This is a genomic window from Microbispora sp. CA-102843 (assembly GCF_050936215.1).
Lineage (GTDB): Bacteria > Actinomycetota > Actinomycetes > Streptosporangiales > Streptosporangiaceae > Microbispora.
This window is the reverse complement of record NZ_JBNJNF010000001.1, coordinates 9,401,971-9,414,471: the sequence shown is the minus strand read 5'-3', so window position 1 is coordinate 9,414,471 and position 12,501 is coordinate 9,401,971. Positions and strand designations below refer to the sequence as shown.

The 12,501-nt window shown below is 69.8% G+C and carries 12 protein-coding genes; 7 read left to right on the top strand and 5 right to left on the bottom strand.

Features of this window, described 5'->3' with window-relative positions:
- Positions 1-168: 168 nt before the first annotated feature.
- The gene (locus ACQEVJ_RS43910) at positions 169-1,398 is read left to right on the top strand and encodes a family 16 glycosylhydrolase (RefSeq protein WP_433111348.1); all 1,230 of its coding nucleotides are present in this window, start codon (positions 169-171) and stop codon (positions 1,396-1,398) included.
- 15 nt (positions 1,399-1,413) lie between these two features.
- Here ACQEVJ_RS43910 and ACQEVJ_RS43905 read toward each other — a convergent pair whose 3' ends face one another.
- Genes ACQEVJ_RS43905 through ACQEVJ_RS43895 form a run of 3 tightly spaced genes read right to left on the bottom strand, consistent with a single transcriptional unit; the run spans position 1,414 to position 3,730 of the window.
- Positions 1,414-2,514, bottom strand: coding sequence for a calcium:proton antiporter (locus ACQEVJ_RS43905; protein ID WP_433111345.1), 1,101 nt, complete (start codon positions 2,512-2,514; stop codon positions 1,414-1,416).
- Between the two features lie 49 nt (positions 2,515-2,563).
- Positions 2,564-3,439, bottom strand: coding sequence for an NUDIX hydrolase (locus tag ACQEVJ_RS43900; protein WP_433111342.1), 876 nt, complete (start codon positions 3,437-3,439; stop codon positions 2,564-2,566).
- A gap of 39 nt (positions 3,440-3,478) precedes the next feature.
- Positions 3,479-3,730 carry a hypothetical protein gene (locus tag ACQEVJ_RS43895; protein WP_433111339.1) on the bottom strand — a complete coding sequence of 84 codons (252 nt, stop codon included), beginning with the start codon at positions 3,728-3,730 and terminating at the stop codon, positions 3,479-3,481.
- Positions 3,731-4,446: 716 nt separating this feature from the next.
- Between ACQEVJ_RS43895 and ACQEVJ_RS43890 the strand changes: the two genes are divergently transcribed.
- Both ACQEVJ_RS43890 and ACQEVJ_RS43885 read left to right on the top strand, forming a co-directional pair.
- On the top strand, positions 4,447-6,057 hold the full coding sequence (locus ACQEVJ_RS43890) for a cellulose-binding domain-containing protein (RefSeq protein ID WP_433111336.1): 1,611 nt from the start codon (positions 4,447-4,449) through the stop codon (positions 6,055-6,057).
- Between the two features lie 382 nt (positions 6,058-6,439).
- Entirely contained in the window at positions 6,440-7,084 is a 645-nt protein-coding gene (locus ACQEVJ_RS43885; protein WP_433111333.1) for a hypothetical protein, read from the top strand.
- Between the two features lie 183 nt (positions 7,085-7,267).
- Here ACQEVJ_RS43885 and ACQEVJ_RS43880 read toward each other — a convergent pair whose 3' ends face one another.
- Complete coding sequence (locus tag ACQEVJ_RS43880) at positions 7,268-7,807, bottom strand: M15 family metallopeptidase (RefSeq protein WP_433111330.1); 540 nt, start codon at positions 7,805-7,807, stop codon at positions 7,268-7,270.
- A 464-nt stretch (positions 7,808-8,271) separates the two neighbouring features.
- Here ACQEVJ_RS43880 and ACQEVJ_RS43875 point away from each other — a divergent pair, with 464 nt between their 5' ends.
- From ACQEVJ_RS43875 to ACQEVJ_RS43860, 4 genes are read left to right on the top strand one after another with little or no spacing between them, the layout of a single operon-like run.
- Positions 8,272-9,105, top strand: coding sequence for a prolipoprotein diacylglyceryl transferase (locus ACQEVJ_RS43875; protein WP_433111327.1), 834 nt, complete (start codon positions 8,272-8,274; stop codon positions 9,103-9,105).
- Complete coding sequence (locus ACQEVJ_RS43870) at positions 9,102-9,668, top strand: hypothetical protein (protein ID WP_433111324.1); 567 nt, start codon at positions 9,102-9,104, stop codon at positions 9,666-9,668. The genes ACQEVJ_RS43875 and ACQEVJ_RS43870 overlap by 4 nt, the downstream gene beginning before the upstream one ends.
- Positions 9,665-11,233 carry a radical SAM protein gene (locus ACQEVJ_RS43865; RefSeq protein ID WP_433111321.1) on the top strand — a complete coding sequence of 523 codons (1,569 nt, stop codon included), beginning with the start codon at positions 9,665-9,667 and terminating at the stop codon, positions 11,231-11,233. The genes ACQEVJ_RS43870 and ACQEVJ_RS43865 overlap by 4 nt, the downstream gene beginning before the upstream one ends.
- 16 nt (positions 11,234-11,249) lie before the next feature.
- Positions 11,250-11,588, top strand: coding sequence for a hypothetical protein (locus ACQEVJ_RS43860; protein ID WP_433111318.1), 339 nt, complete (start codon positions 11,250-11,252; stop codon positions 11,586-11,588).
- Between the two features lie 193 nt (positions 11,589-11,781).
- Here the strand turns inward: ACQEVJ_RS43860 and ACQEVJ_RS43855 are convergent, their stop codons facing one another.
- On the bottom strand, positions 11,782-12,447 hold the full coding sequence (locus ACQEVJ_RS43855) for a DNA-binding response regulator (protein WP_433111315.1): 666 nt from the start codon (positions 12,445-12,447) through the stop codon (positions 11,782-11,784).
- Between the last annotated feature and the right edge of the window lie 54 nt (positions 12,448-12,501).

The following is a 12,501-nucleotide window of genomic DNA, read 5'->3' as shown; positions in this document are numbered from 1 at the left end:
CAGGTCCGAGTCAAGGCCTATTGACAGCCCCTACGGTGAGGGTGTTGCATCTTAATTCAAGCTCTAAAGCTTGCCTGAAGCGCTGGACACGCCGGCGCGCGCCCCCGCCCACGGCGACGGCGCGGGCCGGAGATCCTGCTGGCATCCCCCCACCAACCGGAGATCTCCATGCGCAAACCCCGGTTCCTCATCATGGCCGCGGCCATGGTCGTCACCCTCGGCGGCGGCCTGGTCGCCGGCGCGGGCGCCGACCGGGCCGAGGCCGCCATCGGCCCCGTCACCTGGTCGGACGAGTTCAACGGCGCGGCGGGAACGCCCGTCGACGGCTCCAAGTGGAAGTTCGACATCGGCGGCGGCGGTTGGGGCAACAACGAGTTGGAGTACTACACCAACTCGACCCGCAACGTGTACCAGGACGGGCAGGGACACCTCGCCATCACCGCCCGCAAGGAGAACCCGTCCAACTACCAGTGCCACTACGGCACCTGTCAGTACACCTCCGGCCGCATCCTGACCGCCGACAAGTTCAGCCAGGCGTACGGCCGCTTCGAGGCGAGCATCAAGATTCCCAAGGGCCAGGGCATCTGGCCGGCGTTCTGGATGCTCGGCGGCGGCAACTGGCCGAACACCGGCGAGATCGACATCATGGAGAACGTCGGCAATACGCCCAACACCGTCTACGGCACCGTGCACGGCCCCGGTTACTCCGGCGGCAGCGGCGTCGGCGGCAACCGGACGATCGGCGCGGCGCTCGGCGACGCCTTCCACACCTACCGCGTCGACTGGTCGCCCAACCTCATCGTCTGGTACCTGGACGGCTCGGAGTACTTCCGCGTCACACCGGCCGACATCCGCGGCAACCAGTGGGTCTTCGATCACCCGTTCTTCCTGATCCTGAACGTGGCGGTCGGCGGTTACTGGCCGGGCAACCCCGACTCCACCACGTCGTTCCCGCAGACGATGCTGATCGACTGGGTCCGCGTCTCCGCCTGGACCAGCGACGGCGGAGGCGGGACCGGCAGCGCGCTGAAGTCCAACCTGAACGGCCGCTGCGTCGACATCCCGAGCGCGAACCCCGTCGACGGCGCCCGGCTGCAGATGTACGACTGCAACGGCACCGCCGCCCAGCAGTGGACGATCAACAGTGACGGCACGGTCCGCGCGATGGGCAAGTGCATGGACGCCGCGTCGGCCGGCACCGCCAACGGCACGCCGGTCCAGCTCTACACGTGCAACGGCACCGGCGCGCAACGCTTCACGCTCACCCCGGCCGGCGACCTCGTCAACGTCCCCGCGAACCGATGCGTGGACATCGTGGACGTGAACCCCGCCAACGGCGCACGCCTCCAGCTGTGGGACTGCACCGGCGGAGCCAACCAGAAGTGGACCCGCGGCTGACCGCATCGCCCTCGCTCATGGGCTCGCCGCCAGGAGCAGGAAGGCGGCGAACAGCGTGAGATGGACGCCCGCCTGCAGGACGGTGGCCCGGCCGGGCACCACGGTCAGCGTCGCCACGACGACCGTCAGCCCGAGCAGCACGATGTGCGTCGGGCCGAGCCCGAGCAGCAGCGGTCCCTCCCGCCACAGCGACGCCGCGGCGATCGTCGGGATGGTGAGCCCGATGCTGGCCATGGCCGAGCCGAAGGCGAGGTTCAGGCTGACCTGGACCCGGGCCCGCCGGGCCGCGCGTACGGCGGCGAGGGTCTCCGGCAGCAGCACCAGCAGCGCGATCACGACGCCCACCGCGGACTGAGGGAGGCTCGCCGCGCGTACGGCCGTCTCGATGGCGGGAGACTCGATCTTCGCCAGGCCGACCACCGCGACCAGCGCGCTCAGCAGCAGCGCCAGGCTGGCCCCGGCGGCGCGCGTGGTCGGCGGGTCGGCGTGCTCGGCGGCGTCCGCGCCCTGGCCGCCGGGCTCCACCGGCAGGAAGTAGTCGCGGTGCCGCACGGCCTGGGTGAGCACGAACAGGCCGTACAACGCGATCGAGGCGAACGCGGCGAACGCGAGCTGGGCCGGGGCGAAGGCGGGCCCCGGCCTGCTCGTGGTGAACGTCGGCAGGACGAGACTCAACGTCGCCAGCGTGGCGACGGTGGCCAGCGCGCCTCCGGTCCCCTCCGCGTTGAACACCGCCACCCGCCGCCGCAGCGCCGCGATCAGCAGCGACAGGCCGACGATCCCGTTGCAGGTGATCATCACGGCGGCGAACACCGTGTCGCGGGCGAGCGACGACGCGGCCGGTCCTCCGGACGCGGTGAGGCTGATGATCAGCGCCACCTCGATCACCGTGACCGCCACCGCGAGCACGAGCGACCCGAACGGCTCACCCACGCGATGGGCGATGACCTCGGCGTGGTGCACGGCCGCGAGCACAGAAGCCGCGAGGAAGACCGCCGCGATCACCACGACTATGGGAGGAATGGCCCGCCCCCACGCCAGCGCGAGCACTGCCACGGCGAGGATCGGTATGGTCACGGTCCAGGTGGTGGCCAGTCGGCGGTAGAGCGGGATCATGTGCTTAATCCTGCCCAAATAGGACGAATGGTTTGCTGTGGCGTGTGACTCAGAGCTGCTTGAGCAGCCAGCGGGGGCCGGCGACCATGGCGCCGAGGGCCGTCACCCGCTCGCGCAGCCCTCGGTCGGCGGTGACGACGAGGGTGGTCTCCCAGGGCGGCACGCCGCGCACCGTCTCCACAATCGCGTCGTCTCCGCTGCCTCCGGCCACCACGACCGTCAGGTCCCCGGTCACCGGCCCCGGGTCGGCGGCGCCGGCCGCCGCCCCTTCGAGCACCACGACCATGCGCGGGAACCATCGGGTCAGCGCGGGAACCCCTTCCGGCATCTCGCCGAGGCCCTGCCCGCAGAGCGGGATCAGCTCGTTGAGCAGGCGGTTCGCGGCGCCCGCGCGGTCTTTCCACCATCCGTGCTCGGCACGCGCGCCGATGATGTTGGCCATGTCGAGGACGACGACCACCGGGCTCAGCGCGGGCCGGATCCTCGGCCACGAGTCGGCGAAGCCGGGGTGCAGTTCCTTCGACACGACCTCGTCGGCCGCCACCCAGCGCATGTCCGCGCTCTCGCCGTTGGCGGGCGCGGCGTCGAGCAGCCCTTCGGCCTCCGCGATCACCGTCTGGAACGACCAGCCGCCGTGGTCGTCGACATAGAGCCCGCGCACCCGGACGAGATCGGAGTCCAGCGCCGCCTCCTCCCGCGCCTCGCGCAGCGCGCCGGTGATGGCGTCCTCGTGGCTGTCGCACGCGCCGCCCGGCAGCCCCCACGTCCCGCCGTGATGGCTCCACCAGGCACGCTTCTGCATCAGGACGTACGGCATGCCGTCGAGCGTGTGGTGCACGGTGAGCAGGCCGGCGGCGCCGTACAGTCCCCAGTGCTGGTGCCCCAGCGCGCACAGGGCCCAGCCGTCGCCGTCCTTCGCCGTCATGCACCCATCTTGCCGCAGCCTGCGGAATCGCTCTAATGGTCACCAGTGTTCGAGGGGGACCTCCACCCCGGCGACCAGATCGAAGAGGGTCACTCCGTCCTCGATGCGGACGACCTGGATCTGTGTCGCGAAGCGTACGTCCCGAAGGCGCGTGGCGGCTTCGTGGGCGGTTCGCGGGAAGTGGTAGCGATCGGCCGCGTCGCCGTCCGAGATGGGCCGGGCCGAGCGGACCTCGAACCGGTCCGGCGGCCATATAGGGGGAAGGGGAACGGAGTGCTGCCAACCGGACATGTCTCTCCCGTCATGCCGTCTCCAACAAGCAGTTGACCTGTGGGACCTGGTTGATCGCCAGTGCGTGACGGGGTCGTAGGCCGATCGTTATTAACCGGTAAGCGATCCTTTCCGACCCGGAGTCCGGAGCCCGTTAGCGTGTGAGCCCTCACTCGTGATTCCCCCTTTGTCCGGAGAATCAGGAGATGTCATATCTGGAGAGACGCCCGCTTCCTGCGGCCGGAGGAGCGGGCGTTGTCCTCCCTTTTCTCTCCTCTTCTCGCGCCGTCGCCGGCGCGGGTGGTGGTGGCTGTTGCCCGATCGCCGTCTTCCACGGCTCGGCTCTTTCCCCTGTCGGTACATCGGTACCGGCAGGGGCCGCCGCCGTCATGGGGTACGAGGTGTGGCGTCGGCAGTCCGGCTGGACGGGGTCTTCCGCAGCAGTGGCGCGGTGAACGCCGGGTCCACCCGCGATTGCCGCCCTGTTTCCGAGTTCTCGCCTGAACGTTTCACGCGGTTCCGGAGCCCCGTTCGTCGTCTCCGGCAGTCCCCGCGCAAGTGAGAGCCGTCGTATGCGAAAAGCCGCTGCGGCGCGTCGTTGACCGGTAATCGATGGGCTCGTAGCTTGATACGCGATGTTCCTGTAGATGAATGTAGTTCAGATTCATGAAAACCCTTGTGGGGTCGGGAGTCATTCCTCGGTCAGGGGCCCTGCGCGACCTGCAAGGAGCTCGGTTTTGAGAAGCAGAACCAGAACGGGTGCCGGGGTGATCAGCGCCCTCGCCGGAGTCGCCGCCCTGGCCGGCGTGGCCACTGCCGGAACGGCGCAGGCCGCCACCGGGTGCGCCGTGACCTACACGACCAACGACTGGCCGGGTGGGTTCACCGCCGGCATCACGATCCAGAACCTGGGCAGCGCGATCAACGGCTGGACTCTCGGGTTCGCCTTCCCCAGCTCCAGCCAGAAGGTGACCGACGGCTGGTCGGCCACCTACAGCCAGAGCGGGCAGAACGTCACGGCCAAGAACGTGGACTACAACGCCGCCATCGCCACCGGGGCGTCCGTGTCCATCGGCTTCAACGGCAGCTGGTCGGGGTCCAACCCCAAGCCGGCCGCGTTCACCTTGAACGGCGTCACCTGCACCGGCTCCACCACCCCCTCGTCCCCCACACCGACCGCCACCGCCACGCGCTCGCCCTCGCCTTCGCCCACCCCCACGCGCTCACCTTCGCCTTCGCCCTCGCCCTCGACCACACCGTCGAGTGGTGCGTTGTACGTGTCGCCGAACGGCAGGGACGGCGCGGCGGGGACGCAGTCTGACCCGACGACCCTCACTGCGGCGATCACGCGCGTCGCTCCCGGCGGGACGATCTACCTGCGCGGCGGGCGGTACGACTTCACGCAGACGGTCACCATCGCGCCGGGCAACAACGGCACCTCGAACGCCCGCAAGACCCTGTCCGCCTACCCCGGTGAGACTCCGGTGCTGAACTTCTCGGCCCAGAGCGAGTCCTCGTCGAACCGCGGGCTCACCGTGAACGGCTCGTACTGGCATGTGTACGGCATAGTCGTCGAGCGTGCCGGCGACAACGGAATCTATGTCGGCGGCAGCAACAACATCATCGAACGCACGGTGACCCGGTTCAATCGCGACACCGGGCTGCAGCTCGGGCGGATCGCCTCCGACACCCCCCGTGACCAGTGGCCGTCCAACAACCTCATCCTCAGCGCGGAGTCGCACGACAACGCCGACTCCGACGGCGAGGACGCCGACGGCTTCGCCGCCAAGCTCACCACCGGCACCGGCAACGTGTTCCGCTACGACGTGTCCCACAACAACATCGACGACGGCTGGGACCTCTACACCAAGACGGACACCGGAGCCATCGGGCCGGTCACCATCGAGGACTCCCTGTCCTACAACAACGGCACCCTCACCGACGGCAGCCAGGCCGGCGCCGGCGACCGCAACGGCTACAAGCTCGGCGGCGACAAGATCTCCGTCAACCACATCATCCGGCGCGACATCGCCTACCACAACGGCCACCACGGGTTCACGTACAACAGCAACCCCGGCACGATGTCGATCTCGGACAACGTCGGCGTCGACAACGCCGAGCGCAACTTCTCCTTCGACGCCGGCACCTCGGTGTTCCGTAACAACACCTCGTGCCGCAGCGGCAGCGGGTCCAACGACAAGATCGTCGGTAGCGCCGACAGCTCCAACCAGTTCTGGTCCGGCTCGAACGGGTCCCGGTGCTCCTCCTACACCGGCGCCATGGGCTGGTCCTTCGCCTCGGACGGCCGCCTCGTCGTGACCTTCGGCGGCAGGCCCGTCACGCCGTAACCGGTCGTCTCGTCACCCGGCATGTGCTCCCCGGCGGACTGACCTCTCCCAGGATCACCGCCGGAGCGACCCGCCCACCGTGCCGTACGCGGTGGGCGGGGCCTGCCGGGCGACGGGGCCGTCCAGAGAGCCGTAGCTAGTGTTGGCACATGGCTGACGCCGCCCTCAAGGTCTTCAATCTCACCGTTCACGCTGACCACTCGCAGTTCTATCTCCAGGACCTTGAAAGTTACGGTGCCTGGATTCGTGATCTACCGGCCGATTGGGACCTGGGAAACTCTCTACGTCATGACTGGTTCCCGTTCGCAAGCAGGCATTCGAGAGCGATACGCCAGCAGGCGCCGGCTGTGGGAAGAGACGACAGCTCTGTACCTTTGATCGCGTGTCCGCCTCCCCCTTACGGCTTGGCGTGGGCCCGTCCACCCGGGCGAAGATTGTCGTCCCGGCCTGCACGGTGTTCATCGTCCTCCAACAGGCCGTATCCGCGATCACGCTTGTGCGGTCATCGTCATTTCAGAAATCTCTGCATGGGCCGCTGATTTGCGACTACTTACCGGATGCTCCGACGAGAGGGCAGGAGGAGATCCGGGACTATCTGGGGTGCGACAGCTCGTTCGTACCGGTCCTGTTCGTGGGCGTCATGATGCTCGGCTTGATCCCCGTGATCGCAATGGCGTACCTGAGCGTACGTGTGCTGCGCTACCGCGCGGATCTCTGCGGCACGGTGCTCGTTCTGCAGGGGGCCCTGAAGGCTAAGCGGTTCGACCTGTCGTCAGCCGAGGTGGACATGGATGCCTCGCCCATCCGGCGAATCCCATACGTGCGGATCTACGATCCCGCCTCCGGCCGTGGCCGGCTCTTCCTCCGGGATGTACGCACCCCGCTGGCGCCACCCGGTGATCTTCTGGCTCTCGCCGACGCGATCGAGTCCGGTAGACGGCCTGAAGCCTTCGCCGAGCAGGCGACTCGGACGGCGACGACCCTTCGTCGTCTGGCCACCGACCCCGTCGCCCGTTTGATCGCTTGAGCCACCCTGCCGACCTGACCTGCCTGCAAGGAGGGGGCGGCTCAACTCCGTACGGCGGGGACGGACTTCTACTGGCGAGGGCACGACGGAGGCACACGAAGGTGCGAGACGCCCGGAGACGTCGAGAAACGATGGGGGGCCGAATCGCAGGTCAGAGGCCTGTCCGCGATATCGGCCCCGGTCTCAGCGGCCGTTGACGGAGAAGTGCTGGTAGTCCTTGGCGCCCGACCAGGAGCCGCCCCAGCCCCAGCCGATCTGCTCGAAGGCCCGCACCACGCGGTCTCCGCTGTTGATGACGCCTGGCTTCTTGAGCGGCCGGTCCACGAACGCGTTCGCGTTGTGGTGGGCGTTGGAGCCGTTCGCGTAGACGTACGGGTTCTCCAGCGGGTTGAGGTCCACGGCAAGGCCATAGGCATGGTTGGACCAGCTGCCCGATCCGGTGGCGTTGCGGCAGTTGAAGGCCGAGGTGTTGTCGGCGTCGATGGAGTCGTAGTCGCTGCCCTTGTAGACGTCGACGGGCTCCATCCGGCGGATGGGGTAGCGGAAGTCGTAGAGCTTCTCGAAGACGGAGGCCACGTCCTCGGCCACCTTCTTGTTGACCACGAGCGTGCCGGTGTGCGCCTGGTTGTCGAAGCCCCAGTAGGTCATGGTGATCTTGCGCAGCCCGCTCAGCGGAACCGGGCAGCCTGGACGCCAGGAGTATCGGACGTCGTCGCGGGACACCTTCTCGATCTTCGATGAGAAGGGCGGCGGCCCGCTCGGGCTCGGCGTGGGCCCGTTCCCGGGCGCGGGCGACACCGGCACGGACGAGGGCGTGACGGATGCGGAGGAGGTCGGTGAGGCCGAGGGAGCGGCAGACGTGGACGAGTCCGGTGCCGGTGACGCCGGAGCGGGCGCGGACACCCTGGTCCGGGCGGTGGCGGACGCGCCGGCGTCGCCGACCCCGGCACAGCCGGTCACTCCGACGAGAGCCGCCATCACTACCGCTGACCTGCGGTTCCACAAGGAGGTCATAGGCGCAGATTACCCGCGGCTGAGGCGTGCACCGGCGGTCGCGAACGCTCCTGTGGACAGCGCGACCTCTGTGGACAAAGCTCCGGCGGTTGGCCGGAATCGCCGTATGGAATGGGCGCAAGCCGTACGAATTGACGATCGGAATCGTCATGGGCCGCCGCTAGGGTGGCGTCGTGCTTGAGCAACTGCGTTTTGGCGGGGTGAGCGTGCCGACCCACGCGTTTTTCGTGGGTCTCGGCGTGATCCTCGCGAGCGTGGTGTTCGTCCTGGAGGCGCGGCGCCGGGGGGCCTTGCGGGAGGAGTCGCTCGTCGCCGTCACCGGCGCACTGGTCGGCGGGGCGATAGGCATGCGGCTGTCCGGCTGGGCCGAGCATCTCGACCCCGCGCTCAATCCCGGCTTCCTCGAGGCGTGGATGTTCGGCGCCCGGAGCATCCTCGGTGGCCTGACCGGTGCGTACGTCGGGGTGCTGGTGGCGAAGCGGCTGATCGGCTATCGGGAGCGGACCGGCGACCTGTTCGCGCCCGCCGTCGCGCTCGGCATGGCCGTCGGCCGCATCGGCTGCTTCCTCACCGAGGCCCCCGGCCGCCCCACGAGCCTGCCCTGGGGCGTCCACGCGCCCGCCACCGTCCCGGAGTGCCCCGGCTGCGTGACCGGGCAGGCCATGCACCCGTCGTACCTGTACGAGACCGTCTTCCAGCTCGCCGCCTTCGGCGCGTTGCTGTGGGCGCGGAGCCGGGTCGACAGGCCGGGCGAGCTGTTCACCCTGTATCTGGGCGCGTACGCCGTCTTCCGGTTCCTCGTCGAGTTCACCAGGGCGAACGAGACGGTCTGGCTCGACCTGACCCGCCCGCAGTGGTTCCTCGTCCCGGGGCTCGCGCTCCTCGCCGTCCGCCTCGGGCTCGGATATCGCAAGGGTTTCTACGATCGGCTGCTCCCCCGGCGGGGCGAGCGGCGACCGCTGTTACCGGCCGCCCTGCTGTCGCCCGCGGGCGAGGAGGAGAGATGAGCACACCCCCCGAGCCGCCGGAGCGGCCGCACGACCCGCAGCAGGGCCCGCAGCCGGGCGAGCCTCCCCGGCATCCGCCCGTGCCACCGCCTCCCGGCGCGCCGTACGGACCGGCCGGCCCGCCACCGTCTCAAGGTCCGGGAGGACCGCCGCCGCAGGGCCCGGGTGGGCCCTATGGGCCCGGTCCCGGCGGGCCGTACGGACCGGGTGGGCCGCCGCGCGCATGGCCGCCACCCTCGGCCCCGAACACGACCGGCGTGGTCATCGCGATGACGATCGCGGGGATCGTGGCCTACGTGGCCGTCAACTTCGTGCTCTTCCTCGCGACCCTCGCGGCGGCGGACGGAGTCGCGAGCGACCACAAGAACGTCGCGCTCATCGGTGGATCCGTGATCCTTGCCGTGATCGCGTTCGGCGGCGGAACGCTGTTGCTCTTTCTCCGCAAGCCCTGGTCGCGGGGGCTCGGGCTGGGTCTGATGATCGGCTGGGCGCTCATGACGATTTTCACCGCCGGCTTCTGCACCGGCATCAACCCCTCGCTCTACACGGACGGCCCCCTGTGACCACCGGAATGCCCCTGCGGGGAGACCGCATCCTCCGCTACGTCAACGCGTTCTGCCCCCGCTGCCACGACGAGCGGCCGGATCGCCCGCTGGCGGAGGTGCCGCGCCTGTCCGGCTGGCTCGCGGCCCGCGACGGCCGGGTCTACCTGGAGCGGGGCTGCCGGACCCACGGCATGGTCAGGACCCTCTACGACGAGGACCCGGAGATCCTCGCCTACCTGGAGGAGTGGACCGCCCCCACCAAGGCGCATCTGCCCGACGTCGCCGGCAACTTCGACCCGGTCCCTGAGGCGTACCTGCGCGGGCTGCCGGAGATGCAGACCCAGCACACGTGCATCCTCCTGGAGGACGTGGCGGAGGCGTGCAACCTGCGCTGCCCGACCTGCTTCACCGCCTCCTCGCCCGATCTGCGGGGGATCGTGCCGGTCCGGGAGGTGCTCGCCAACGTGGACCAGCGCCTGGCCCGCGAGAACGGCCGTCTCGACGTGCTCATGCTCAGCGGCGGCGAGCCGACCCTCCACCCCGACCTGCCCGAGTTGCTCGCCGAACTGACGGCCCGGCCCGTCACCCGCATCCTGATCAACACGAACGGGCTGCTGGTGGCCCGGGACGACGCCCTGCTCGACCTGCTCACCGAGCACCGCGAACGCGTCGAGGTCTACCTGCAGTACGACGGCCTGTCGGCCGAGGCGTCCCGGCACCACCGGGGCGGCGACCTGCGGCGGTTCAAGGCGGAGGCGCTGCGGCGGCTGTCGGAGCGGGAGATCTTCACGACGCTGGTCATGACGGCCGCCCTCGGAGTGAACGACGGCGAGATCGGCGACGTGGTGCGCCTGGCCCTCGACACGCCGTACGTCGGCGGGGTGTCGATCCAGCCGCAGTTCGGCTCGGGGCGGTCCGGGCTGATCGACCCGATGGACCGGCTCACCCACACCGGTGTGCTCAAGCGCCTCGGACCCCAGACGGACGGCCTGGTCACCTGGCGCGACCTGACCGCCCTCCCGTGCTCGCATCCGCACTGCTGCTCGGTCGGCTACATGATCAAGGACGACGCCGACCGGTGGCGCTCGCTGACGGCGTTGATCGGGCACGACCGCCTCAAGGAGAACCTCGGGCTCGTCTCCAACCGCATCGCCGACTCGGAGATCCCCCGCCAGCTCCGCGCGGCCGTGCAGGAGTCGCTGCTCGGCCTGCTGTCGGAGCAGTCGTCGCTGTCGCACCCGGAGATCGGCAAGGTCTGGCGCGACATCTGCGAGAACTGCGACCTCGGGATGACGACGCTGCTGACGCTCGCGTCCTCGGCCCTGCCCGGGCGCAGGCGGCGGCTGCGCCGGCTGCTGGGTGAGCGGGTCGTACGCATCACGATCAAGCCCTTCATGGACATGTCCACGATGCTGGAGGAGCGCCTGGTCCAGTGCTGCGTCCACGTCGGCACCCGCTCCGACCAGGACCAGTGCGCGCCGTTCTGCGCGGTGCAGGCCTGGCCGGCGCTCGCGCGTCAGCGCCTGTCCGCCGTCGCCGCGGCCGACACCGGCGTACGGCTCCCGCTGCTGGAGATCACATGAGAGGCGCGGTGCGGCCGTGACCGCCGACGGGGGATCGGCGCCGGGCGACCGGCCGACCGGCGTCGCGTACGAGCAGGCCCTCGCGGCCCAGGCGTCCGAGGGCGGGCAGGCGAAGCCGTACGATCCGCTGAAGCTGTGCGTCTACGCGACGGTGGCGCTGCTCGCCTGGCTGTTCGGCGCGTGGGCCGTGCTCGGGTTCGCGGCCCTCGGGTTTGCCGGATACTGGCGGGCCCGCCGCGCGGGGCTCACCAGGAGTAAGTGCTATCTCAGGGACACCCGGCTCGTCCTCGCCTACCTGGGACTGATCACCCTGGTCGCCGCGGCGGCCCTCGTGCTGCCGCACACGCTGCGGTAGGCGTTCCGGCCACGGGCGCCGGTGACACCCACGTCGGAAGCGGCCCCGCACCGAATGCGGCCGAACTCGTCCGCCGGATAGCGCGCCTGTTTGCTCTCGCCGAGGCGTCGGTGGAAATCGTCCGTCACCGCTGCCGTTCCCGCATGCCTGTCGAGGATCACGGCGGCGGAGGCGGCGACGCCGGAACGCGTCGCTATCCCGTGAGCCCGAGTTCGCCCGCGCGCAGCCCGGCCTGGAAGCGTGAGCCGGCCTCCAAAACGGCCATGAGCTCCGCGACACGCCTGCGGTACGTACGCAACGACAGGCCGAGATGCCGCGCCGCGGTCTCGTCGGTGTAGCCCGCGCCGAGCGCGCGCAGAACGGCACGGCTGTCGTCGTCGAGGTTCGGCGCGTCGCCGCGCAGGTAGGCGGTCAGCTCGGTGCCGGCGTCCCAGGCGGCCGCGAAGAGGGAGTACACGCCGTTCACCAGGGTGGGCGAGGTGGTCACGGTGTACTCGCGGGGGCCGGGCCCGTCCCGTTCCGCGAGGATCATCACGCGCCTGTCGATGACGATCGTCTCGTGCGGCAGCGGTGTGGAGCTGATGCGCACCTCGACGCCGGCGGTCATGACCTCGCGCAGGTGCGCCCGCGCGGCCTCGTCGGCGAGGACGACGGGGGTGAACAGCTTCTTGACGGCCAAGCTGGAGGTGCCGGGGCCGGGCATCCGCCGGACCATGGACTGCCGCGCCTCGGGCTGCGACCACGTGTCGAGATCGCGGGCCGCGCACACGAACTCGTGCCGGGCGCCGGTGAACAGATGACCGGCGCGGGCCACGAGCTCCGCGTCGCTGCGGACCGTGATGACCTTATCGGCTGTCACCCACTCATTATGACCCGCCGGACGTGGCAGCTTGCTGCCACCGCGTTGGCCGTC